At 65.1% G+C, this 24,856-nt stretch carries 19 protein-coding genes and 1 tRNA gene; 5 read left to right on the top strand and 15 right to left on the bottom strand.

Features of this window, described 5'->3' with window-relative positions:
• Positions 1 to 5: 5 nt before the first annotated feature.
• The 7 genes from hfq to dusB form a co-directional block, all read right to left on the bottom strand.
• A complete protein-coding gene (hfq, locus tag LPW26_RS06445; protein WP_002711839.1) occupies positions 6 to 254 on the bottom strand; it encodes an RNA chaperone Hfq in 249 nt (82 codons plus the stop codon).
• A 179-nt stretch (positions 255 to 433) separates the two neighbouring features.
• Complete coding sequence (locus LPW26_RS06440; RefSeq protein WP_238733559.1) at positions 434 to 1,291, bottom strand: D-amino-acid transaminase; 858 nt, start codon at positions 1,289 to 1,291, stop codon at positions 434 to 436.
• Positions 1,292 to 1,329: 38 nt separating this feature from the next.
• A complete protein-coding gene (gene ntrX / locus LPW26_RS06435) occupies positions 1,330 to 2,697 on the bottom strand; it encodes a nitrogen assimilation response regulator NtrX (protein WP_238733556.1) in 1,368 nt (455 codons plus the stop codon).
• Between the two features lie 17 nt (positions 2,698 to 2,714).
• Positions 2,715 to 5,003 carry a sensor histidine kinase NtrY-like gene (locus tag LPW26_RS06430; RefSeq protein WP_238733554.1) on the bottom strand — a complete coding sequence of 763 codons (2,289 nt, stop codon included), beginning with the start codon at positions 5,001 to 5,003 and terminating at the stop codon, positions 2,715 to 2,717.
• Between the two features lie 386 nt (positions 5,004 to 5,389).
• Positions 5,390 to 6,832, bottom strand: a complete 1,443-nt coding sequence (ntrC, locus tag LPW26_RS06425; protein WP_238733551.1) for a nitrogen regulation protein NR(I) — start codon at positions 6,830 to 6,832, stop codon at positions 5,390 to 5,392.
• Positions 6,833 to 6,842: 10 nt separating this feature from the next.
• Positions 6,843 to 8,015, bottom strand: a complete 1,173-nt coding sequence (locus LPW26_RS06420; protein ID WP_238733548.1) for a two-component system sensor histidine kinase NtrB — start codon at positions 8,013 to 8,015, stop codon at positions 6,843 to 6,845.
• Positions 8,012 to 9,076 carry a tRNA dihydrouridine synthase DusB gene (dusB, locus tag LPW26_RS06415; RefSeq protein WP_238733545.1) on the bottom strand — a complete coding sequence of 355 codons (1,065 nt, stop codon included), beginning with the start codon at positions 9,074 to 9,076 and terminating at the stop codon, positions 8,012 to 8,014. Before dusB ends, LPW26_RS06420 begins: the two co-directional genes overlap by 4 nt.
• Before the next feature lie 256 nt (positions 9,077 to 9,332).
• Here dusB and LPW26_RS06410 point away from each other — a divergent pair, with 256 nt between their 5' ends.
• Together LPW26_RS06410 and LPW26_RS06405 are read left to right on the top strand one after the other, a co-directional pair.
• Positions 9,333 to 10,529 (top strand): bifunctional 2-C-methyl-D-erythritol 4-phosphate cytidylyltransferase/2-C-methyl-D-erythritol 2,4-cyclodiphosphate synthase, encoded by a 1,197-nt coding sequence (locus LPW26_RS06410; protein ID WP_238733543.1) that lies wholly within the window; start codon positions 9,333 to 9,335, stop codon positions 10,527 to 10,529.
• Position 10,530: 1 nt separating this feature from the next.
• On the top strand, positions 10,531 to 11,154 hold the full coding sequence (locus tag LPW26_RS06405) for a CinA family protein (RefSeq protein WP_238733541.1): 624 nt from the start codon (positions 10,531 to 10,533) through the stop codon (positions 11,152 to 11,154).
• Between the two features lie 371 nt (positions 11,155 to 11,525).
• On the opposite strand, the gene LPW26_RS06400 is transcribed toward LPW26_RS06405, so the two are convergent.
• Together LPW26_RS06400 and lipA are read right to left on the bottom strand one after the other, a co-directional pair.
• Entirely contained in the window at positions 11,526 to 11,999 is a 474-nt protein-coding gene (locus tag LPW26_RS06400; protein ID WP_238733540.1) for a type II toxin-antitoxin system RatA family toxin, read from the bottom strand.
• A gap of 9 nt (positions 12,000 to 12,008) precedes the next feature.
• Positions 12,009 to 12,968 carry a lipoyl synthase gene (lipA, locus tag LPW26_RS06395; protein ID WP_238733538.1) on the bottom strand — a complete coding sequence of 320 codons (960 nt, stop codon included), beginning with the start codon at positions 12,966 to 12,968 and terminating at the stop codon, positions 12,009 to 12,011.
• A gap of 151 nt (positions 12,969 to 13,119) precedes the next feature.
• Between lipA and LPW26_RS06390 the strand changes: the two genes are divergently transcribed.
• Positions 13,120 to 13,746, top strand: coding sequence for a DNA-3-methyladenine glycosylase (locus LPW26_RS06390; RefSeq protein ID WP_238733535.1), 627 nt, complete (start codon positions 13,120 to 13,122; stop codon positions 13,744 to 13,746).
• 167 nt (positions 13,747 to 13,913) lie between these two features.
• Here LPW26_RS06390 and LPW26_RS06385 read toward each other — a convergent pair whose 3' ends face one another.
• From LPW26_RS06385 to LPW26_RS06370, 4 genes are all read right to left on the bottom strand, one after another.
• A complete protein-coding gene (locus LPW26_RS06385) occupies positions 13,914 to 16,784 on the bottom strand; it encodes a valine--tRNA ligase (RefSeq protein ID WP_238733532.1) in 2,871 nt (956 codons plus the stop codon).
• Between the two features lie 166 nt (positions 16,785 to 16,950).
• A complete protein-coding gene (locus tag LPW26_RS06380) occupies positions 16,951 to 17,790 on the bottom strand; it encodes a PopZ family protein (RefSeq protein WP_238733526.1) in 840 nt (279 codons plus the stop codon).
• Between the two features lie 375 nt (positions 17,791 to 18,165).
• Entirely contained in the window at positions 18,166 to 19,557 is a 1,392-nt protein-coding gene (locus LPW26_RS06375) for a TolC family outer membrane protein (RefSeq protein ID WP_238733523.1), read from the bottom strand.
• Between the two features lie 284 nt (positions 19,558 to 19,841).
• A complete protein-coding gene (locus LPW26_RS06370) occupies positions 19,842 to 20,507 on the bottom strand; it encodes a protein-L-isoaspartate O-methyltransferase family protein (protein WP_238733520.1) in 666 nt (221 codons plus the stop codon).
• 244 nt (positions 20,508 to 20,751) lie between these two features.
• Here LPW26_RS06370 and LPW26_RS06365 point away from each other — a divergent pair.
• Positions 20,752 to 20,826: transfer RNA gene (locus LPW26_RS06365), tRNA-Asn, on the top strand.
• A 200-nt stretch (positions 20,827 to 21,026) separates the two neighbouring features.
• Here LPW26_RS06365 and LPW26_RS06360 read toward each other — a convergent pair.
• Positions 21,027 to 22,685, bottom strand: coding sequence for a pilus assembly protein TadG-related protein (locus LPW26_RS06360; RefSeq protein WP_238733517.1), 1,659 nt, complete (start codon positions 22,683 to 22,685; stop codon positions 21,027 to 21,029).
• Position 22,686: 1 nt separating this feature from the next.
• Positions 22,687 to 23,097 carry a TadE/TadG family type IV pilus assembly protein gene (locus LPW26_RS06355; RefSeq protein ID WP_238733515.1) on the bottom strand — a complete coding sequence of 137 codons (411 nt, stop codon included), beginning with the start codon at positions 23,095 to 23,097 and terminating at the stop codon, positions 22,687 to 22,689.
• Positions 23,098 to 23,312: 215 nt separating this feature from the next.
• Here LPW26_RS06355 and LPW26_RS06350 point away from each other — a divergent pair, with 215 nt between their 5' ends.
• Positions 23,313 to 24,260 carry a LysR family transcriptional regulator gene (locus tag LPW26_RS06350; RefSeq protein ID WP_238733512.1) on the top strand — a complete coding sequence of 316 codons (948 nt, stop codon included), beginning with the start codon at positions 23,313 to 23,315 and terminating at the stop codon, positions 24,258 to 24,260.
• Positions 24,261 to 24,856 lie beyond the last annotated feature (596 nt).

Below are 24,856 nucleotides of genomic sequence, written 5' to 3'. Positions count from 1 at the left end.
CCGTCTCAAGCTGGAGAATCCTCACCGCCCTCGAACAACTGGATCGGGGCGCCGGGCATGATCGTCGAGATTGCATGCTTGTACACAAGTTGTGAATGACCATCGCGTCGCAGCAATAGGCAGAAATTATCGAACCAAGTGACAATGCCTTGCAACTTGACTCCGTTCACAAGAAAAATCGTCAAAGGAGTCTTCGTCTTACGAACATGGTTGAGGAAGGTGTCTTGTAGATTTTGTGCGCGGTCTGCCGCCATTTTTATTCCCGCAATTGGAATTGGTATTTTCTTGCCACAGCGCATCTCTCTTCGGAGCTTCGCCGCGGTTGCCGTCTTCCCTGAGATCCCCCTCCGGAAGCCGAGAGTCGATTAGAGGGTACGCGTGCTTTTTAGGCAAGCAGCTAAATCGGACACGCCGCCTTCCGTGAGACGAAAAATCAGGAAAAGACCGCGAAGCGGTGAAACTGCTCGCGGAGCCGGAGCGCAATCGGTCCGGGCTGGCCGCTGCCGATGGCCTGGCCGTCGATCGCCACGACCGGCATCACGATCATGCTCGCCGCGGTGGTGAAGGCTTCGGCTGCGCCGGCGGCCTCCTGAGGCGTGAACGGGCGTTCCTCGAATCGGAGCTGCAGCGCTTCCAAGGCTTCGATCAGTACGCCCCGGGTGATGCCCGAAAGAATGCCCGAGTTGTCGGAGCGCGTGACGACGCGGCCTTCCCGGGTGACGATCCAGGCGTTGCTGGACGAGCCTTCCGTCACGAACCCGTCGCCGTCGACGTACCAGGCCTCGTAGGCCCCCGCCTCGCGCGCGGCCTGCTTGGCCAGCACGTTCGGCAGCAGCGCCGTGCTCTTGATGTCGACCCGCGGCCAGCGATTCTCCGGCACGGTGATCACCTTGATGCCGCGCGCCGCATTGTCGGCGCCCTTGGCCGGGTCGATGCTACGCGCCGTCACCACCACGCTCGGCTTCACGGTGCTCGCCGGAAAGCCGTGATCGCGCCGCGCGACGCCGCGGCTGACCTGCAGATAGACGATGCCGAACCGCACGCGGTTGCGCCGAACCACTTCGTGCATCACCACCGACAGCGCCGCCAGCGGCATCGGCTCGGCGATCCGCAATTCGCCGAGCGAGCGTTGCAGCCGGGCCAGATGCCGCGGCATGTCGACCAGCTTGCCGCCGCGGATCTCGCAGACTTCGTAGACGCCGTCGGCGAACTGATAGCCGCGGTCCTCGATATTCACGCTGGCGTCGCGCATCTCCTGATAGCGGCCGTTCACATAGGCGATACGCGACATCGGTTCGGTCCAATGTTGATTATTGTTCGAGACGACGATCAGCCGACGCCGAGCGCCTTCAGCTTGCGATGCAGTGCCGAGCGCTCCATGCCGACGAATTCGGCGGTGCGCGAGATGTTGCCCGAGAACCGGCTGATCTGCGCGATCAAGTAATCGCGCTCGAACACTTCGCGCGCCTCGCGCAGCGGCAGCCCCATGATGTGCTCGCCATTGTTGCCGGTCGGCATCGTCGGCACCATCGAGCCGACGTCCTGCGGCAGCATGTCGGCAGTGATCACCGCGTCGGGCCCCCCGCCGGCCAAGATCATCACCCGCTCGACGTTGTTGCGCAACTGGCGGACGTTGCCGGGCCAGACGTGCGACTGCAGCACGGCCATCGCGTCCTGCCCCATCTGCCGTTTCGGCAAGCCGGTCGCGGCCGAGATCTGATCCATGAAGTACTCGATCAGCTCGGGAATGTCTTCGCGCCGCTCCGACAGTGGCGGCACCCGGATCGGCACCACCGAAAGCCGATGATACAGATCTTCGCGGAATCGCCCAGCCGAGATCTCCTCTTCGAGGTTGCGCGCCGTCGACGAGACGATGCGGACGTCGACATTGAGCTTTGCGGATCCGCCCGAGCGCTGGAAGGTCTGCTCGACCAGCACGCGCAAAATCTTGTTCTGAGTTTCGCGTGGCATGTCGGCGATTTCATCGATGAACAGCGTGCCGCCATGCGCCTCTTCGAGCGCCCCCGCCTTACGCGGATGTTCGCCGTTCGGCTCGATGCCGAACAGCTCGACCTCCATTCGTTCCGGCGTGATCGCCGCAGCGTTGATCACCACGAACGGGCCATCGGCGCGGCTCGACGCGTTGTGCAGCGTGCGCGCGGCCAATTCCTTGCCGGAGCCGGACGGGCCGACGATCATGATACGGCTGTTGGCCTTGGCGGCGCGCTCGATGGTCTGCCGCAGCTGATTCATGCAGGCCGAGCGGCCCATCAGCGTCGAGGCCGATGGCGCCTGCTGCTTGAGCTCGCGCACCTCGCGCTTCAGCCGCGAGGTTTCGAGCGCGCGGGTCGCCACCAGGATCAGGCGATCGGCCTTGAACGGCTTTTCGATGAAGTCGTAAGCGCCACGTTTGATCGCCGCGACCGCGGTTTCGATGTTGCCGTGACCGGAGATCATCACCACCGGCACTTCGGCATGATCCCGCTTGATCTGCTCCAGCAGCTGCAGACCGTCGAGCTTGCTGCCCTGCAGCCAGATGTCGAGGAAGATCAGGTTCGGCCGACGCGTCGCGATCTCCGCCAACGCGGAATCGCTGTCGCGCGCGGTCCGCGTGCTGAAGCCCTCGTCCTCGAGAATGCCGGCAACGAGATCGCGGATGTCCGCTTCGTCGTCGACGATCAGGATTTCATTCGCCATGTGTCACGCCTGTCAGTTCAGCCGCTGCTCGCGACTTCTCTCGTTGGTTCGTTGCCCGCTTTGGCTTTTGGTTCACCGGCTGGCGGTGCCACGGGCTGGCCGGACATCGCGAACCGCAATCGCATCCACGCCCCGCGCTGGCCGGGCCGAATATCGGATGCGTCGTTGAGTTCAATTCCGCCGCCATGGTCGACCAGCACGCGTCCGACGATCGCGAGCCCGAGCCCGGTGCCCTTCTCGCGCGTGGTCACGTAGGGTTCGAGCAGACGCGAACGGCTTTGTTTGGGCAGACCGATGCCATTGTCGATGACGTCGATGATAATATCCTCGCCGTCGCGTGCAGCGACGACTTCGATCTTGCCCTTGCCGAGTTCGTCCTGCGGCACTGCTTCGATCGCCTCGGCGGCGTTCTTGATGATGTTGGTCAGCGCCTGCGAGATCAATCGGCGGTCGAACCGCGCGCGTAGCGGATCGTCCTTGATATCGGCCTCGATATCGACGTCGGGATGACCGACGCGCATCAGGAACACCACCTGCCGCACCGTATCGGCGACATCCTCGCCCTCGATTACCGGCTTCGGCATCCGGGCGAAGCGCGAGAACTCGTCCACCATGCGACGGATATCGTCGACCTGGCGCACGATGGTATCGGTACACTGTTCGAAGATGCCCTTATCCTCGACGATGACCTTGCCGAACTTGCGTTTGATGCGCTCCGCGGATAGCTGGATCGGCGTCAACGGGTTCTTGATTTCATGCGCGATACGCCGCGCGACGTCGCCCCACGCCGAGGTGCGCTGCGCCGACACCAGCTCGGTGATGTCGTCGAGCGTGATGATGTAGCTGTCTCGGGTGTGCCCGGTCTGCTCCGGCGTCACCCGGACAGACAGGATGCGCTCGCGACCTTCGCGATTGATCGTGATCTGGCCCTGGATCAGACGCTGCGACCCTTCGCGCGCATTGGCCATCATCTCGTCGAGCTCGGGAATGACCTCCGACAACGGATGGCCGAGCGTCTCCGACTCCGAATGGCCGATCAGCTTCTCGGCCGAGCGGTTGAGGATGCCGATCGAGAGCGAACCGTCGACCCCGATGATGCCGGCGCTGGCCGACGACAGCACCGCCTCGATGAAGCGGCGACGGCTGTCGATCAGGTCGCTGGCGCTGACCAATTCGTTGCGCTGGGTCCGCAGCTCCTGGGTCATCTTGTTGAAGGTTTCGCCGAGCTGCGACAGGTCGCCCTCGGATTTGAACACCGGCACCTGCACCTGCAGGTCACCGGTCGAGACCAGCTTGGCGGCGCCCATCAGCCGACGGATCGGCGCGACCAGCCAGTTGGCGAAGTTCAGACCGATCAGCACCGCCGACATCAGCACCGTCAGCGCGATCACCGTGAACATCAGCGCGAAGGCGACCTGCACGCCGAGCCGGCGCGATTCGATCTCGGCATATTCGGCGACGCTCGCCTGCGTCTGGCGCAGTTGCGCCACCACCCGCGGATCGAGCAGCCGCGCCACGTAAAGGAAGGTGTCTTCGAAACCGCGCAACCGGATCACCGCGGCGACGTAGTTGGCCTCGATGAACACCGCGATCTGCGGTTCGTTGTCGTCGACATTGCTGAGAAATTCCGGCGCCGGCGTATCGAACTCGCGTTGGATGCCGGTCTGTGCCGAGGCCAGGATATGGCGGTCCTTGTCGATCAGCATTGCGCCCGGCAGGTTGCGGGTCTTGGCGCTGGCAGTCAGAAATTCCTGGAACGACTTGCGGTCCTGATCGAACAGCGGCCGCGCATGCGAAATATCGTTCGCCATCCCGAGGATGTCGCCGCGGATCAGTTGGCCGTGCTCGTGCAGATAGGCGTTGGCGACGATCAGCGAATTCTGGATCACCGCGCGGGTCGGACCGGAGAACAGCCGGTCGAGGCCGCGGTCGAGCGTCACATTGGCGACGATCGACACCAGCACCGCCGGCAGAACGGCAATCACGGAAAACAGGCTGACGATCTGGACGTGCAGCCGCGCCGCCGCCCGGCCGCGCCGTCGGGCCTGGATGATCTTCCAGACCTCGTGGACGATGATCCCGACCAGCAGCAGGATGGTGGCGCCGTTGATCAGCAGAAAGGTGACCACCACCTCGCGGCTTGGCGAGATCGGCGTCAGTCCGGTCAGGACCACGAAGGTCAGGAAGGCCGACAGCAGCGCCAGCCCAACGGCGATCGGCGCCAGCAGCTTGCGCCAGGTGGCGGTGCGCGGCTCGGCGATCGACGTGTCTTCAACGGTTTGGGCCGAGGCCTCTGCGCTGGTCATTCTGGCAATGGATCAGTGAATGCGATGCGAACAGCCGCCCTATCAGGCAACCAGGTGATGCATTCCTACAACATTGTTGCTCAATTGCGACAATATCGCGGCGCGTCGCCCAAACCACCTCGGGCGACTACGCGGTCCACAGCCAAAAGACGGGTCACCTACGCGCTTACCCGACGTTTATTCGATTGATTAAGGCAGGACGGCCGTGCGCCCTTGTGTGGGGCAATCCGCCTCCACACGTCATGCCCGGCCTTGTGCCGGGCATCCACGCCTTTGCTGAAGGCGACGCAGAAAAGGCGTGGATGGCCGGGACAAGCCCGGCCATGACGGAAACCGTGAGGAATCTGTCCGAAGTTAAATCCAGTATCCTCAGAACACGCCGTTTCTCAGCCGCCGGTCCGGTACACCTGAATGTCGAGATCCCGGATCTTCTTCCGCAAGGTGTTGCGGTTCAGCCCGAGCAGATCGGCGGCCCGAATCTGGTTGCCGCGGGTGGCTGCCAGGGCGGCCGTGAGCAACGGCACCTCGATCTCGCGCAGCACGCGGTGGTAGAGGCCCGGCGGCGGCACGCCGTTCGGGAAGCCGGAGAAGTGCGACGCCAGATACATTTCGACCGCGCCGCCGAGATTATCGACGGTGTGCGAGACGCTGCCGCCGGAGACGACCGCCGGCGGCGCCAGTTCGCCGTCGATCACCGAGGCGGTGATGACGTCCTGCGGGTACAGCGCCGCAAGCCGGCGGGCGAGATTCTCGAGTTCGCGGACATTACCGGGCCAGCGATGCTGCTTCAGCCGCTCCAGCGCCGCGGCGTCGAGCTTCTTGGCCGGCAGGCCGTCCTTTTCGGCCAGCGCGAAAAAGTGCCGCACCAGATCCGGCAGATCCTCGATGTGCTCGCGCAGCGGCGGCAACCGCAGCGGCACGACGTTGAGGCGGAAAAAAAGGTCTTCGCGGAACAGACCCTGCTGGATCAGGATCCGCAGATCCTTGTTCGAGGCCGCCACGATCCGCACGTCCGTCTTGATCGGGGTGCGGCCGCCAACCGTGGTGTATTCGCCCTGCTGCAGCACGCGCAGCAGCCGGGTCTGCGCCTCCATCGGCATGTCGCCGATTTCGTCGAGAAACAGCGTGCCGCCCTCGGCCTGCTCGAACCGGCCGGACGCGCGGGTGTTGGCGCCGGTGAAGGCGCCGCGCTCGTGACCGAACAATTCGGATTCGATCAGGTCACGCGGGATCGCCGCCATGTTGACGGCGACGAACGGGCCGTTGCGGCGCTTGCCGTAGTCGTGCAGCGCGCGTGCGACCAACTCCTTGCCGGTGCCGGACTCGCCGGAGATCATCACCGTAAGGTCGGTCTGCATCAGCCGCGCCAGTACGCGGTAGATTTCCTGCATCGCCGGCGAGCGGCCGACCAGCGGGATCGAGTCGAACTCGCCTTCGTCGTTCGCGTTACTGGCACGCTCCTTCGGCTCGGCCAGCGCGCGGCCGACGATCGCGATCAGCTCCTTGAGGTCGAACGGTTTCGGCAGATACTCGTAGGCGCCCTTCTCGGACGCGCGGATCGCCGTCATGAAGGTGTTCTGCGCGCTCATCACGATGACCGGCAAATTCGGCCGCATCTTCTTGATACGTGGCAGAAGGTCGAAGGCGTTTTCGTCCGGCATCACCACATCGGTGATCACCAGATCGCCCTCGCCCTGGCTGACCCATCGCCACAGCGTCGCCGCGTTGCCGGTCAGCCGCACCTCGTATCCGGCGCGCGACAGCGCCTGGTTGAGCACCGTGCGGATGGCGGTGTCGTCGTCCGCGACGAGAATACTACCTGCAGGCATTAGTTAGTCCTCATCTTGAGTTCTGTGAGGCCGACGACGACGCCGGCTCGTCCTCGCCGCTACCCTGATTGTAGGCTTTTGCCGTGTTGTACATCGGCAGCAGCACGCGGAACGTGGTCTTGCGCGGCTGCGATTCGCATTCGATGATTCCGCCGTGGTCGCCGACGATCTTGGCGACCAGCGCGAGGCCGAGGCCGCTGCCGGACGCCTTGGTGGTGACGAACGGATCGAACAGGTTTGGTAGCAAGTCCTCGGGCACGCCCGGGCCGTTGTCCTTGACGCAGAACTCCAGCGGCAGTGACACGCGGGTCTTCTTGCCCGGCACCGATAACCGCACCCCGGGGCGGAACGCGGTGGTGAGCTGAATTTCGCCCTCAGTGCCGAGATCGACGAGTGCCTCGGCGGCGTTTTTCACCAGATTGAGAAAGACCTGAATCAGCTGATCCTGATTGGCCAGCACCGGCGGAAGCGACGGATCGTAGTCCTCGACGAACTTGATATTGCGCGCGAAGCCGGACTGCGCCAGCCGCTTCACGTGATCGAGCACCGAATGGATGTTGACCGGCCCCCGCGCCACCGGGCGGTCGTCGCCGAACACTTCCATGCGGTCGACCAGCGTGACGATGCGGTCGGCCTCGTCACAGATCAGCCGCGTCAGCATACGGTCTTCCGACGACGCCTGCTGTTCGAGAAGCTGCGCCGCACCGCGAATGCCGGACAGCGGATTTTTGATCTCGTGCGCCAGCATCGCCGCCAGCGCGATCACCGAGCGGGCGGCGCTGCGATGAGTGAGTTGACGATCCATCTTGTCGGCGATGGTGCGCTCCTGCAGCATCACCACGATGTGGCCCGGCCGCTCGTTGAGCGGCGCGACGTGCAGATCGACCTGACGGTCGGCACCGATGCGCGGCGTGCCGAGATCGACTTTGTATTCGTTGACCGGCGAATTGCCGCTGCGCACCTGCTCGATCAGCGCCAGCAGCGGACTGCCGAACGGCACCAGCTCGGTCAGCGACTGCCGACGTAACAACTGCGTCGAGATTTCGAAAAACGATTCGGCCGCCATGTTGGCGTCGATGATCTTGCCGTCCGGGCCGACCAGCAGCACCGGGTTCGGCAGCGCGTTGAGGATCGCATCGCTCTCGTTCGGCTTGGATGCGCGCGGTTCGAGGATGGCGTTCATGCTGCGGCTCTCCAGGCAAAGTCATCGTAGGCATCGGCAAGCGCGCGATGCACACGGGCCGGATTGTCTTCAGTCAGGATCTGCGTGCGCCACTGCTTCAGCGTCGGCGCAGGTGCACCGCTGGCGGCGGCGGCGACGTCGAGCGACCAGCCGAGATGTTTTCGGGCATGGCGCAGGCCGATGCGTTCGCCATACAGGCCGAGCACACCGTCATAGAGCTCGCGCAGATAAGCGAACTGATCGGCGAGCGGCGGCGTCGCCTCGGCGGCGCCGCCCGCGAGTCGCCGGCCGATCTGGCCGGGAAGCCACGGCTGCCCCTGCGCGCCGCGGCCGATCATGACCGCGTCGGCGCCGGATTGATCGAGCGCCGCGACCGCGGCCTCATAGGTCGTGATGTCGCCGTTGACCACGAGCGGGATGCTGATCGCCTCGCGCACCGCACGAACCGCAGCCCAATCGGCATCGCCCTTGTAGAACTGGCTGCGGGTGCGGCCGTGCACCGTGACGAGCTGCACGCCGGCATCCTGCGCGCGGCGCGCCAGCTCCGGCGCGTTGCGCGAGCGATCGTCCCAGCCGAGTCGCATCTTCAGAGTCACCGGCACGCGGACGGCGCCGATCGTCGCCTCGATGAGCGTCAGCGCGTGATCGAGATCACGCATCAACGCCGAGCCGGACTGGCCGCCGGTCACATGACGCGCCGGGCAGCCCATGTTGATGTCGATGATGTCTGCTCCGCTGCCCTCGGCAATCCGGGCCCCCTCCGCCATCCAACGCGGTGCGCAGCCGGCAAGCTGAACGACATGCGGACCGCCCTCGATCGCATCACAGCGTCGGATCGACATCGGACGACCGTGCACAAGGTCTTCGCTGGCAGTCATCTCTGAGACGACCAGACCGGCTCCAAGTGCTGCGACCTGGTTGCGAAAAGGTGCGTCGGTAATCCCGGACATCGGCGCCAGCAGAACCCGGTTGGCCACCGCAATTTTGCCGATTTTCAAAGGCGGCGAACCTGTTATTGTGGAGCGGGTCACAAGCTGCTCATTCTGTCGCCAGCGCTCCATTGCGACTGGCCTAGCTCAATGTTTGAGCATCATATGCCATTGCCTACAGTTTAGCCAGTTATAGCAGACATGCAAGTGCGTTGCAGCATTCGTCCCCAGTGGACACCGGCCGAAACCTGCTGAAACCCGTCACGGCGTGCTAAGGGGTTGCCCGCCTGCCGATTTGTCCCCCTTGCCTTGCCCCCCTGTCTTGCCCCTTGCCCCTTGCCCTTCGCCCTTCGTCCCCTCGCCTTGCGCTCAGCTGACCCCGAGACCGATGTCTAACTCTCCCCGTACCGTCGCCATCATTGTCGCCGCCGGCCGTGGCCTGCGCGCCGGCGCTGGCGGCCCCAAACAATACCGCACTCTCGCCGGACGGCCCGTGATTGCGCGGTCTTTGCAGCCGTTCTGCAGCCAACCGGAAATCCTGGCGGTGCAGCCCGTGACCAACCCGGATGATACCGCGCTGTTCAATGAGGCAGTCGCCGGCCTCAGCTTCCGTCCCGCCGTCGGCGGCGGCGCGACCCGGCAGGCTTCGGTCCGCGCCGGGCTGGAAGCTGTTGCCGAACTCGCACCGGACATCGTGCTGATCCACGATGCGGCGCGTCCCTTTGTCACGCCTGCGCTGATCTCACGCGCAATCGCCGCCGCAGGCTCGACCGGCGCGGCGCTGCCGGTGGTGGCGATCAGCGACACCGTGAAGCAGATCAACGCCGCCGGCGAGGTCGAAGCCACCCCGGACCGCGCCACATTGCGAATCGCCCAGACGCCGCAGGCCTTCCGCTACGACGTCATCCTCGACGCCCACCGCCGCGCCGCGCAGGACGGCCGTGACGATTTCACCGACGACGCCGCGATCGCCGAATGGGCGGGATTGACGGTTGCAACTTTCGAAGGCGATGCTGCCAACATGAAACTGACCACGCCGGACGATTTTGCCCGCGAAGAGAGCCGTCTGACGGCGATGCTCGGTGATATCCGCACCGGCACCGGCTACGACGTCCACGCGTTCGGCGACGGCGACCACGTCTGGCTGTGCGGCCTCAAGGTGCCGCACAATCGCGGTTTCCTGGCGCATTCCGACGGCGACGTCGGACTGCATGCGCTGGTCGACGCGATCCTCGGCGCGCTGGCGGATGGCGACATCGGCTCGCACTTCCCGCCGACCGATCCGCAATGGAAGGGCGCGGCGTCCGACAAGTTTCTGAAGTACGCAGTCGACCGCGTCGCCGCGCGCGGCGGCCGCATCGCCAATCTCGAAGTGACGATGATCTGCGAGCGGCCGAAGATCGGTCCGCTGCGCGATCCGATGCGCGCCCGCATTGCCGAAATCACCGGCCTGCCGGTGTCGCGGATTGCCGTGAAGGCGACGACCAGCGAGCGGCTCGGCTTCACCGGCCGCGAGGAAGGCATCGCCGCCACCGCCAGCGCGACCATCCGGCTGCCCTGGGGCGCCGACGGACTGGCCGGCTGAGATGGCCAGCAACGACGCCCGCACCCTCGCCCGCGCGTTGCTCGATCTGTGCCGTTCGCGCAAGCTGATGATCGCGACGGCTGAATCCTGCACCGGCGGCCTGGTCGCCGGCGCGCTCACCGACATCCCCGGCTCGTCCGACGTCATCGACCGCGGCTTCGTGACCTACTCGAACGCCGCCAAGCACGACCTGCTCGGCGTCGAGACCGCGACGCTGAATACGTTCGGCGCCGTCAGCAAGGAGACGGCGATCGCGATGGCGGTCGGCGCGCTCGAAAAGGCCGACGTCGATCTGGCGGTGTCGATCACCGGCATCGCCGGCCCCGGCGGCGCCGTGCCGGGCAAGCCGGTCGGCCTCGTGCACTTCAGCGTCGCCGCGCGCGACGGCCGCATCGCGCATCGCGAACACCGCTTCGGCGCGATCGGCCGCAGCAACGTCCGCCAACGCTCGGTAGTGGAAGCGCTGCGGATGCTGCTGGAACTGGCGCGCGGCCCGAAGCCGCCGGCCAAACCCAAGCCCACTCCCACCGCCGGCGTCCACAAACGCGTCGCCCGCACGCCGCGACGAGCAGCGGCCGTCAAACGCGTCGCGCCGAAGCGGACGGTGAAGCCGAAGAAGACTTAGCGACGAAGGTCATTTGGCGGAAACGCCAGTCTTCGCGACGAAGCCAATCTTGGGGGAGCCTGAGATGCACGGCATCTCCCCACCACCGCCGTCACCCTCCGCGGAAGCGGAGGGCCCAGTATCCCAGAGCGCTCGTTACTGAGCCGCAGCCGCTCCGGAATACTGGGTCGCCCGGTCAAGCCGGGCGATGACGACGGAGTGTGTGGATCATTCAGTGCTCAACCTCTCCGTCATTGCGAGGAGCACTCGGATCGGCGCTCTGCGCCGTCCGAGCACAGGCTCCGCGACGAAGCAATCCAGCGCCGAGCACTGGGGCTGGATTGCTTCGCTGCGCTCGCAATGACGGCGGGACTGGTGGCGACGGAGACTAACTACGCCCGCGACAGCTTCGGGGCGCCGCCATAGACCTGATCGGCGCGCGTTTCGAAAGCCGCGGCGAAGCGGTGGAAGGCGGTGTCGAACATCGCGCCCATCAGGGTCGCCAGCATCCGGCTCTTGAATTCATAGGCGAGGAAGAAGCCGACCTCGCAGGCGCGCTCGGTCTTCGGCACAAAGGTCCAGCGGTTCTCGAGATTCGAGAATGGCCCCCGCAAGTACTCGACAAGGATTTTCAGGTTCGCGGGATCGAGCGTGACGCGGCTGGTGAAGGTTTCCTGCACCAGCTTGAACGACACCGTCATGTCGGCGATCACGACTTCGGTGCCGTCCGGCTGCACATTGCGCTCGCGGATCTTCAGCGCCTTGCACAGCGGCACGAATTGCGGATAGCGCTCGACGTCGGCGACGAGGTCGAACATCTGCTGGGCGCTGTGCGGCACGCGGCGCTTGCTGGAAAACTGCGGCATGGTCGAAACTCAGCGCGCCAGCGCGGCGCGGGCCGCCTTCAGCTTGGCAAAATCCTCGCCGGCATGATGCGACGAGCGCGTCATCGGCGACGCCGACACCATCAGGAAGCCCTTGGCATAAGCGGTGGTCTGATAGCCGGCGAACTCGTCCGGCGTGACGTAGCGCATCACCGCGTGATGCTTGCGGGTCGGCTGCAGATACTGGCCGATGGTGAGGAAGTCGACGTCCGCCGAGCGCAAATCGTCCATCACCTGCAGCACCTCGTGGCGCTCCTCGCCGAGCCCGACCATGATGCCGGACTTGGTGAAGATGGTCGGATCGAGCTCCTTCACGCGCTGCAGCAGCCGGATCGAATGGAAATAGCGCGCGCCGGGCCGCACCGACAGATAGCGCGACGGCACGGTTTCGAGATTGTGGTTGAACACGTCCGGCTTGGCGGCGACGACGACTTCGAGCGCGCCGTCCTTGCGCAGGAAGTCCGGCGTCAGGATTTCGATCGTGGTGGTCGGGCACGCCGCACGCACCGCGCGGATCGTCGCGGCGAAATGCGCCGCGCCGCCGTCGGCGAGATCGTCGCGATCGACAGAGGTGATGACGAGATGCTGCAGGCCGAGCTTGCGGGTCGCCTCGGCGACGTAGGCCGGCTCGTTGGCGTCGAGCGCGCCGGGCATGCCGGTCTTGACGTTGCAGAACGCGCAGGCCCGGGTGCAGGTGTCCCCCATGATCATGAAGGTGGCGTGCTTCTTGTCCCAGCACTCGCCGATATTCGGGCAGCCGGCCTCCTCGCACACCGTGACGAGGCCGTTCTCCTTGACGATGCTGCGGGTCTCGCCATAGCCGCGGGTGGTCGGCGCGCGGACGCGGATCCAGTCCGGCTTCTTCGGCGACAGCGTATCCGGCCGCGCCGCCTTCTCCGGATGCCGGGGGCGGACGGGATTGGCGGAGACGGTATCGACGAGAACGACCATGCTGGCCCCGATTGGATGCGAGAACCCTACCTAATCCCCCCGCCAGCGTCCCGCAACCCGCCGCGCTTGCAGGCCGTTATCCCTTGGAATAATGCTCGAATTCTCGGCAAATTGCGCTGCCGACGTCTCACACCGCACCCTGCCCGGCATGATGGCCCGCCTCCGCGTTCCCGCCGCACCAACCGAGGCGACGCCTGCCCGTCTCGGCCCGTTGCTGACGAAGAGATTCTTCGCCCGCAGCGTGCACGAGGTCGCGCCGGACCTGATCGGGGCAACGCTGCTGTTCGATGGTGTCGGCGGTGTCATCGTCGAGGTCGAGGCCTATCACCACACCGACCCGGCGGCGCATTCGTTCGGCGGACAGACGCCGCGCAACGCGGTGATGTTCGGCCCGCCGGGCTTCGCCTATGTGTACCGGTCCTACGGCATCCATTGGTGCGTGAACTTTGTCTGCGAGGCCGAGGGCTCCGCCAGCGCGGTGCTGATCCGCGCGCTGGAGCCGACCCACGGGCTGGCCGAGATGCGCACGCGCCGCGGCCTCGACGAGGCCCGCCTGCTCTGCTCCGGTCCCGGCAAGCTGACCCAGGCACTCAGCATCACCATTGCCGCCAATGCCGTGCCGCTCGACGCGCCGCCATTCGCGATCCATCGGCGCACGACGACGCCCGAGATCGTTACCGGCCCGCGCATCGGCATCACCAAGGCAGCGGACTATCCGTGGCGGTTCGGGCTGAAGGGCTCGCGGTTTTTGAGCAAGCCGTTTCCGCGATCAATTTGATCGAAGCTGGCCCCCAACAAAACCCGTCATCGCCCGGCTCGACCGGGCGACCCAGTATTCCAGAGCGCCGCGGCTAAATAACGAACGCTCTGGAATACTGGGCCCTCCGCTTTCGCGGAGGGTGACGGTTGGTTGTGGGGCGACGCCCTTCACTCGCTGAGCAGCGCCTACGACGCGTTCTTGATCCGCAGCAGCGCTTCGAGGATCTTCATTTTACGGGCGAGCGCGGCTTCGCGCTTTTCGCGTTCTTCCTCGACCACCTCTTCGGCGGCGTTGGCGACGAACTTCTCGTTCGCCAGCTTGGCCTCGGCACGCTTGATGTCGGCTTCGGCCTTGCCGAGTTCCTTTTCGAGCCGGGCCTGCTCGACCGCGAAGTCGATCACGCCCTTCAGCGGCAGCGCCGCGACGTCGCCGCGGACCAAGAGCTGCACCGCGCCCTGCGGCGCCGCATCGGCGAACGAGATATCACCGACGCGCGCCAGCCGCTTGATCACGTCGCTCCAACGCTCGGCGCGGAGCTGCGTCTCGGCGGGCACGCCGGCGAGCACCAGCGGCGTCAGCGTCGACGGCGCGATGTTCATCTCGGCGCGCACCGAGCGGATCGCGGTGACGAGATCGACTACCCAGCCGATCTCGGCCTCGGCCGCATCGTCGGTGAAGTCGGGCTGCTCGGTCGGGATGTTGAGCAGCGCCGGCGCGACCATCGGATCGCTCGCCGCAGACGCGGTCATCACCGCGAGCTGCTCGTCACTGAAGCCGGCCTTGCGCGACCACGGCGCCAGCACCAGCAGGTTGTCACGCGGCGCCGTGACGGCCCACAGCTCCTCGGTGATGAACGGCATGAACGGATGCAGCAGCTTGAGGATCTCGTCGCGCGCCCACGCCACCATCGCGCGGGTCTCGGCCTTGGCGGGGCTGTCCTCGCCCATCAGCACCGGCTTGGCGAGTTCGAGATACCAGTCGCAATACACGTTCCAGACGAACCGATAGGCCGCGCCCGCAGCGTCGTTGAACCGATAGGTCTCGATCGCTTCCGTCACTTCGCGCACGGCACGTACCGTCTCGTGCGCGATCCAGCGGTTCAGCGTTTCCTTGGCCGATGTGTAGTCGAAGCCGGCCGGCGTCGCGCAGCCGTTCATTTCGGCGAAGCGGCATGCGTTCCAAAGCTTGGTGGCGAAGTTGCGATAGCCTTCGACGCGGGATGAGGCGAGCTTGATGTCGCGGCCCTGCGCCGCCATCGCGGCCAGCGTGAAGCGCAGCGCGTCGGCGCCGTACTGATCGATCAGGTTCAAGGGATCGATGACGTTGCCCTTCGACTTCGACATCTTGGCGCCCTTCTCGTCGCGGACGAGGGCGTGGATGTAGACGGTCGGGAACGGCACGTCGTCCATGAAGTGCAGGCCCATCATCATCATCCGGGCGACCCAGAAGAAGATGATATCGAAGCCGGTGACCAGCACGTTGGTCGGGTAGTAGCGCGCAATCTCCGGCGCCTCGTCGGGCCAGCCGAGCGTCGAGAACGGCCACAGCGCCGAGGAGAACCAGGTGTCGAGCACGTCCTCATCACGGGTGATGAAGCCGTCGCGCTTGCCGGCGTCCTGCGTCATCTCGTGCGCCTGCGCCGGCGTGATGACTTCCTGCTCGACGTAATAGCCGAGCGCGTTGCCGATCGCCTCTTCCTCGGTCTCGGCGACGAACACCTTGCCGTCCGGGCCGTACCAGGCCGGGATCTGATGGCCCCACCACAGCTGGCGCGAGATGCACCACGGCTGGATGTTCTCCATCCACTCGAAGTAAGTCTTCTCCCAGTTCTTCGGCACGAAGGTGGTGGCGCCCGAGCGCACCGCGGCGATCGCCGGCTGCGCCATGGTCTTGGCGTCGACGTACCACTGGTCGGTCAGGAACGGCTCGATCACCACGCCCGAACGGTCGCCATGCGGCACCATGTGGACGTTGGGCTCGATCTTCTCCAGGAAGCCGAAATCGTCGAGCCGCTGCACGATGATTTTTCGCGCGGCGAAGCGGTCGGTGCCTTCCATCTCATCGGCGAATTCATGGGCGCCTTCGGGCAGGCCTTCGAGATACGCACTATTGTCGGCGATCGAGATCTTGCCCTCGATATCGAGCACGCTGATCTGCGGCAGATGATGCCGCTTGCCGACCTCGAAGTCGTTGAAGTCGTGCGCCGGCGTGATCTTCACCGCGCCCGAGCCCTTCTCGGGATCGGAATACTCATCGCCGACGATCGGAATCCGCCGGCCGACCAGCGGCAGGACGACGTGCTTGCCGATCAGATGGGTGTAGCGCTCGTCCTCGGGATTCACCGCGACCGCGGTGTCGCCCAGCATCGTCTCGGGCCGCGTGGTCGCGACGACGATGAAGCTCGACGGATCGGCGGGATCGAAGCTCTTGCCCTCGATCGGATAGCGCAGGTGCCAGAGATTGCCCTTCACCTCGATCTGCTGCACTTCGAGATCGGAGATCGCGGTGAGCAGCTTCGGGTCCCAGTTGACCAGCCGCTTGTCCTTGTAGATCAGGCCCTGGCGGTGCAGCTCGACGAACACTTTGACGACGGCGCGCGACAGCCCCTCGTCCATGGTGAAGCGCTCGCGCGACCAGTCGCACGACGCGCCGAGCCGCTTGAGCTGGTTGACGATGACGCCGCCGCTCTCGGCCTTCCACTGCCACACCCGCTCGAGGAATTTGGCGCGGCCCATGTCGCGCCGGCCCGGCTCCTGGCGCTCCATCAGCTGGCGCTCGACCACCATCTGGGTGGCGATGCCGGCGTGGTCGGTGCCGGGCTGCCACAGCACGTCGCGGCCGCGCATCCGCTCGAACCGGCACAGGATGTCCTGCAGCGTATTGTTGAGCGCGTGGCCCATGTGCAGCGAGCCGGTGACGTTCGGCGGCGGGATCACGATCGAATACGGTTCGGCGTTGCGGCGGTCGGGGCGCCCTGCCTTGAAGGCGTCGGCTTCGTCCCAGGCGCGCGCGATGCGGCCTTCGATCTCGGCGGGCTGATAGGTTTTCTCGATCATGGCCATGCAATCAGATAATGCGCGTGCGGGCGGCAGACGCGCGGTAGCGGCTAAAAACCTTCCGTGGCGCCGCGAGTCAACGGCGCAAGTCAACGGCACAGGTCGAGGCTGCCGGTCGGAGGGGCCCCGGAGACGTTCTGCAGCGGGGTGAGAGCGAAGTCCCGGCCTAGCGTCCCCGAGACACCCGCTCGATTTCCTGGCGAACGATGCGCTCGACCAGGGTCGGCAGATTGTCGTCGAGCCAGGACTTCAGCATCGGCCGCAGCATCTCCTTGACGAGATCCTCCAGGGTGCGGGCATTGTTGCTGAGCACGGTATTGGCAAGCGAATTGAAGGCGGATTCAACCGCCGACATCGTCGCGTTCGACATGATCGCCGCCTGCGGCTCCTCCGACCAGGCGGCCTGCGACGGCGGCGAAACCTGAAAGGCCGGCTCCGGGGCGCGCGGTTCCGGTGGGCGTTGGTCCTGCACGCGCGGTTCCGGGGCACGCGGCTTCGGCGCGGCCTCGGCGAATTCCAGATCGTCGGGGCGCGCCTTGTTGAATTGGGCGTGCGGCAACGGCGTCGGCGCGGCAGACGGCTCGGGCTCCGGCAGCGCCATCTCGTCGGTCAATTCCAGCACATCGCCGTCCGGCTGCGGCGGCCGCACCTCGTCCTCGGCGGTGGCCGCGTCGAGGCCGGCAAGCAGCGCGTCGATATCGTCCTGGCTGTTGCCCTCCGCGGCCGGCGGCGGCGCGGGCACGGGCTTCGGCGCATCGGGTTTGGCAGCGACGGGCTTCGGCGCGGCGGGCTTCGGCGCAACGGCTTGCGGAGGAGCGGAAGGTGGTGTCATGGCCGCGGGCTTGCTCGGCGGAGGAGCCGGTTTCGGCGGCTCGGGCTTCGGAGCGACCGCGGCGACCGGCTTCGCCGTGTTCGCAGGCTTGGCTTCATCATCCGCGATGATACGACGGATCGACGCGAGAATCTCCTCCATCGAGGGCTCTTGGGCCTTTGCAGGCTGCGTCATTTCCGACTCCACATCATCACGCTGTCTTCGGCGTTGTACACCAAAGCGCTGCAGGATTGCCCAGTTCCGGATCGACCCGCGCGACTTTCAATCGCGAACGCCCGACTTGTCCCCAGCAGAAGTGCCACGCCGCGGACGCCCCGGTTGGTCAGCGCCGCAGCGCGCAATGCACACGCATAGCGACACGAATCGCCCGCATCACAAACGATACGCTACGGCACAGGGCGAACAGCTGGCAAGGAACGGCGCGCAAGGACCGATAGCCTGGAAACGGATAGCCGGGAAACCGATGCTCTGGAAGCGCACGGCCAAGAAATGAGCGGCAAGAAACCAGGCATTAACTACGCGCCGATCGGCGCGTCGCCAGTGGATCGATCAGCGGCCGTCCGGCGTCCGGACGCCGACCCAGGAGTCACGAACCTGCTGATAGTGAACGCTGGGATCGTAGACCTCAGTCTTCAGGTTGAGGACCTGCGGCGACAGCCGGCCCACCGCGTTCAACACGGCGTAGGACGCGACCACGCGATCGTGCTGCGCGGTGACCAGCGACACGCGGGCATTCACCAAGGCCTGCTGCGCGTTCAGCACGTCGAGCGTGGTGCGCTGCCCTGCCCGCGCCTCTTCGCGCACGCCGTTCAGCGCAATCTCCGAAGCCTTCACCTGGGACTGCGCCGAAAGCACCTGCGCCCGTCCAGCCTGCAGCTGGCCCCACGCCTGCACCACCGTGGCGCGGGCCTGGTCGCGGACCTGCTCCAGATTGAGACGCTGCTGCGCCAGCGACTCTTTGGACTGGCGGATCAGCGCGTATTCGGCGCCGCCCTGATAAATCGGAACCGTGACCTGGGCGAGCGCCGATGCGGTGAACTGGCGCGGCGTGGTGATCGACTGCTCGTAGCCTTGCTGGGCATTGGCCTGCAGCGTCACGACCGGGAACAGCGCACCCTCGTTGATTTTGACGTTCAGGAAGCTGACGTCGATCCCGAACATCGCCGCCGTGACGTTCGGATTCTGCGTGAGACCAAGCTCGACGGCCTGCGCCAGCGTCGAGGGCAGAAAACGATCGACCGGCGACCCGGGTGCCAGCGCGGTCGGCTCGCTGCCGATGATGCGACGGAAATTGGCGCGGGTGGTGGTGAGGTTGGATTCGGCGGTGAGCAACTGGGTGTTGCCGGCGGCGAGCTGGGCCTGCGACTGGGCGACGTCGGTGCGGGTCACCTCGCCGACATTGAAGCGGTCGTTGGTCTGCTTCAGCGTCTGCTCGAGCACCCGAACGTTGGATTTCTGCACTTCGACGGTGGCCGAGTCGCGCAGATAGTCCATGTAGACCGTCGCCGCCGCGAGCAGCACCGACTGTTCCAGCACGCGCAATCCCTCGCGCGCCGACGACACCTGGCTCTCGGCCGCGCGCGTGCGGTTTGCGGTCTGATTGCCGTTGAACAGCGTCTGCGTGGCGGTGACGCCGACGGCGCGCGGATAGTTGCTGCCGTTGAGATGGATATTGTTGCCACCCACCACCGAATTGACGTCGGTGTACTGATAGCCGCCGCTCGCGGTGATCGACACTTTGGGCCTGTATCCGGACAGCGCCTGGGGAACCGACTCGTCGGTGGAGCGCACCGAGGCGCGTTGGGCATTCAGCTGCGGATTGGTCTGGTAGGCGCGGACCAGCGCCGCTTCCATGGTATCGGCCAGCACGGGCACCGGTCCCAGACACGCCAGAATGAGGCCGGCAGTGGCGAGGCCCGAGAAGCGCTTCATCCGATTCATACTGGAGGTCCAATCTGCATTTACTAAACCGCGCGGCTCACGGGCACACGCCATATAACGCGACGTGCAGAGGCCGACGTGAGTCCCCGCTCACCATAAGGGAGGGCACGCGGCGAAGGAACCACCCGCGGGACCGGCATGAACGAAACTTGTGGGCTGGGACCTCTAAGCCACACTTCTGATTCAACACAGAAAAATGGCCCCGCCGGACCATCTGGGAGGTTCCTCGGCGCGCACGCTGCGCCACTCCTCAAGCCCTCGCCCGGGGCAAGGGCCGGTGGCCGCTAGAACACGAACGCGGGCGCGCGATGCAGGCCCGGCAACACCGGCGCCGAGGTATCAAACAGGACCCGCGGTCCGAAATCGTGCGGAGAGCGGGTGACAACCGTCGCCTTCTGCGGACGGGTCATGGCGAATGCCCCGACCAGCCGGCCGCCAAGCTTGAGCTGCTCGTACAGCTTCACCGGCTCGATCTCGGTCGCGCCGTTGAGCACGATGACGTCATAGGGCCCATCTGCCGGAGCGCCGTCCGGATTCGGCGCCACCCGCACAGTGATGTCACCCAGGCCGAGCGCCGACAACGTCTGGCTGGCCCGCGCCGCGATCTCCGGGTCGTCCACCGTGGTGACCACCGAGGCGCCGATCTTCGCCACCACCGCCGCCAGATAGCCGGTCGCGCCGCCCACCACCATCACGCGGTCGCCTTGCGCGATATCCGCTTCCTGCAGCATCCGCGCGGTGACGGTCGGATTGAGGATGACGTGGCGGAAGTCGCCTTTACCGCCGAGATCGATGTCCTGGTCGAGATAGGCCAGCGATTCCTGGCCCTCGCCGACGAACAGCTCGCGCGGAACCAACCGCATCGCGTCGATGATTCGCCAGTCGGTCACGCTGTGCGGCCGAATCTGACCATCGACCATGTTCAGGCGAGCGCGCGCGAAATCCGACATCGGTGTTTCCTGTGGAGTGAAGCCGCGCCATCCATGATGCAATGCGGCTAAAAACGCAACATCCCGGGATCTTGCGAGGCCCAATGCCCACGGCCCTTTTCACCCTGTGGATGTTTGCTACATGGAGCAGATCGAGGCCGCGGCCAACAAAGCTGTCGCGGGACATTCACGAAGCGTGGATTTCCCCTTCCCATCCCCGAACGGCTTTGTTATACGCACCCCGCGAAGCAAGCTTCGCGCTCGTTCCCTGGTAGCTCAGTGGTAGAGCAACCGGCTGTTAACCGGTTGGTCGCTGGTTCGAATCCGGCCCGGGGAGCCATTTCAATTCAGGCACTTATCTAGCGTCGTGCTCGTTCTAAAACGGACGAGCTTATAGTCTGGGCAACATCCCGGGCAACAACAACGCTCACAGATTTCCGAGTTTGAGCGCCTCCTGATCGCGGACGCGCTAGCAGCTCTCCTTCGGCGGGTTTTCTGCAGATGAGCGCGTGCTTGGTGGCTCTCACCCTGCCCGCCCCCTCAGTTCACCAGCACCGCGCCGTCGCACCGGATGCCGTTGACCGAAACGTCCGCCTGGCCGACACCGACTCCGAGCGCCGCCAGCACGCTCGAGATCGACAGATCGATCGACGGCAACGTGGCGAAGAGCAAATTGGTGACCGAGGACGTCAGGCCGCCAATCGGCAGGCCGATGCCCGCGACGCTGAGCGACAAATCGCCGAGCAGGCTCGCCGTCAATGACGACGTGAAGTTGCGGGTGCTGACGGTCTTGATCGTGGCGGGATTGATCTCCGAATAGCTGAAGCGCGTCGGCGTCGGCGACGTATTGGCGATCTGCGCATGGGCGATGCCGTTGACGTTCAGTCCCGCGACGCTCACCAGCGTCGCCGGAGTTGCGGTCGGCTTGCTGGCGAAGTTCATCATCTGGGCGGGCGCGACCGTGCCGATCCAGGCATCGACTACGCCCGGCGTGACGCCAAGCGTCACCGACGAATTGGACACATCCGGCCGTGTGCAGGAAACCGAATCGAGCGTCGCCGTGCCCTGCGCGACCTCGACATACAGCGGCAGGTTCACCGACGGGATCAGCCCCGATCCGCCGATCTTGAGCGTCAGGAGCAGCCGCGTCTGCGCCGTATGAACGGTCGCGCCCTCGTTCCCGACGGCGATCCAGCTCGATCCGGCCGGCCGCTCGCCGATCGTCGCCATCAGGCTCGCGGATGTAATGCCGGGAAGACCAAGATCGACCGCCGCCGCAACCTGGTTCTTGCCGTTAGCGACCTGGGCGATCGCTGAGACCAGATCGAACAGCGAGACCTTGACGCCGACCTGCGGCCTCTGGTCCGTCGTCATGCCGCCGTAGGGCCCGAGATCCACCAATGAGCGCAGACTTGCCTTCGTCGACAAGCTCGATGCGGCGCGCGACAGCGACGACAGAGCGGTCGTCGCCGGGCTCGCCCCGTTGGTCGCCTGTTGAGTGGCGAGCGTCGCGGCCAGAATGTCCGAGACCTTGAGATTGGCCGAGAGCAAGTTGTCGTAGCTCCCGCCGGTCACGTTCGCGCGCGTCGCCACCCCGGACAGGAAGTCGAACGCATCGATCCGCGCATCGGCGAGCGCCCTATAATCCATCGCCGACAGCGACACCGACGTCCCCAGCAGAGCGCCCAGCATCGCGTTCAGCAGCCCGCCATTGAGCGACGCCAGACGCGAACCGATCCAGAAAGATGCGATCGCCGTGTTCGACGCGGTCGCGCTCGTCGTGATGGTGAAGGCATTGCTGCCCGTGAACAGCCGCGCAAAGTACAGCGGCGTCTGCATCTGCACGCTAACGCGGGCCGCATTGGTCACGCCCGCGGCCGGCGCGACGAACCGGGCCTGCGGAGCAACGCCGCTGTTCGCCGTATAAGTCCCGAGATCGACCGCAAGCAGCGCGCTCGCCGGAAGCTTGTTCTGCACGACCGTCGCCGACGCGGCGTTGTAAGCGTTGCCGAGATTGCTCGCGGCGACGATCGCAGCGAGATCGGCCACGCTCTGGGCCTTACGCCTGTCTGCGAAGATCGTACCGACATCGACGCCGAGCGCCGTGCATCCGAGCACGAGCGTCATCACGCCCGCCCCCATGATGGCAATATTGCCGGACCGATCGCCAGCGAAACGACGCAGCAGCTGCCAGGCCATCTTAGAATCCTCCGTATGGAATCACGGCCGAGCGTGTGACCGGAAACGGAGGACGCGGCACAAACGGCAGGCTGAAGAGGAAATCCGAAGACCCGTCGTACTTGATCGTCACGATATAGGCGTTCGCAGGGGCAGGCGATGGTCCGGCGACGACGTCGATCTTGGCCGGCTCCAGGAGCGGATAGCTGCCCACGCTCGACGTCACATACCCCGTCGCCAGCTGGCTCCGCTCGGCATCGGTGAGCCCGGCCACCGACTTGCGCGCGGCTTCGGCGGCAAGCTGCTGAACGCCGTGCACGATGGCCAGATACGAGCCGAACGTGACGATGCCAAACACGATCGTCAGAAAGACCGGCAGGATCATCGCGAATTCGACCGCGGTCGCGCCGCGATCGTCTTGATCGAACCTCATGGGACCGCCTCGGGTGTTACCGTGGAGGCCGGACCATAAAAGGAGCGTCTTGACAATGAGTCGACGATTATCGTCGGCCGCGTGATGGCGCTATCGCATTCTATATGGCCATAAACACCGGGACGAGCCACGCCCGGCAGATTGCCCGCAACTCTCCACTTAAGTACACAGTTGAACCCGATTTTGGGCTCCCCTATACTGACACCGATAATTAATTGCATTTCAGTGAGGCGAAGATGCTTCGCAAGCCGGCCGCGAATATTCCGATCGATGTCGTACGCACGGTTGTTGCTATCGCGGAGACCGGCAGCCTTTCAAAGGCCGCAGCACGACTCAACCTGACGCAGCCGGCGATCAGCGCCCAGATTAGACGGCTGCAAGGCATAGTCGGGGGTGAGTTGTTCATCCGAGGGGCGAACGGCACGATGCTCACGGAGCTCGGCAAACTCGCGCTGCAGCACGCCCGTCGAATCCTCGAATCAAACGATCAACTGCTTCGACTGTGCGGGTCCGATTTAGCGCCGGTGCTCAGGCTTGGCATGAGTCAGCTCCTGGCTCCGCTTCTGTTCGAAGATTTGAAGCGGGAGCGTCTGTCTAACGTCTTCCTACTGGCCGAACGAGCAAATGAGATCCAGCGCGGTCTGACCGAGGGGTTCATCGATGTCGCCTGCCTGTTTCTGTATGACCGCTATCAGCCCGAGGTCGACCGCATGATTGTCCGGCAGGCTGAAATCGACACCTGCTGGATCAAATCGAAAGCTTTCGTTCTCAGCCCTGGCGCGCCAGTGCCTCTCGTCACCCATCCTGGCGACGAATGGATTGTCGGATCCCTCGATCGCGCTGGAACCGGCTATCGGGTCATTATGAGCAGCACGGACTCGGCGGCGCGACTCAGCGCCGTTCGCGCCGGGCTCGGAATTACCGCGATCCCAAGTCCCGCTCTCCCGCCGGATTTGGTCAAAGCGCACGATTACTATCTGCCGAAACTGGCGCAGGCGCGGTTGGTGGTTTGCAAACGGGACGGACTGTCCGATCCGTCCGCCGAGCAATTGATATCGTGGCTCTGGCAACTGTTCGGCCGCTTCGTTGGAACCGATGATTGCATTATCGCCCCTGCGCCGGCAATCGTACCCTGCCGGTCGACCCGGGGCCGTTCGGGCTGACGGGCGCCGGTGCCGCCTTCCCCAACATAGCGCTCACCCCGCAGGTCGCCGCTCTCACGGCAGCTCGCAGCGCCTGCGAAGGCTTGCTTACCTGCCCGACGAACCACAATCGGCGGATACGTGACAGACAGGACGGGTGACGGTTGCAACGTCAGCTCAAGGCTGACCGAGGCGTAAGTCCGGGACGTGCCGCGCCAGGCACCTTTAGCCGCGTAGAGTGCGAGATGGGCGGTCTGCAGCAGTTCGCTCGGCGATCCGCAACCGGTCCTAGGGCGCGGCCGAGTTTCAGATTTATAAAGGGCGAGGTCGAAATTCCAAGCGATTGGGCGGGCATAATCAACGAGCGCGACGACGATCTGAACGGTGCTTGGAAGCTTTTACTTGCCCGCGAACTTCGAGCGGCGAAGTACGACGTCGACGTGAACAAGATCTCCTGAGTTCTACCAAGCCAGCTAATGATCAAGCACTGAACGAAAGGTGACGGCGCGTCCACACGAGGCAATTAGATCCAGCGTCCTGCATAATCCGGCTAAGGGGCATATCACCCCTTCATAGAGGGCATGTAGTTCAAGACAGACGCAACGCCTTTCGCGCCG

Origin of the sequence: Rhodopseudomonas infernalis (genome assembly GCF_022271405.1) — a bacterium.
Classification (GTDB): Bacteria; Pseudomonadota; Alphaproteobacteria; order Rhizobiales; family Xanthobacteraceae; genus Rhodopseudomonas; species Rhodopseudomonas infernalis.
This window is presented reverse-complemented; position numbering and strand designations above follow the sequence as displayed.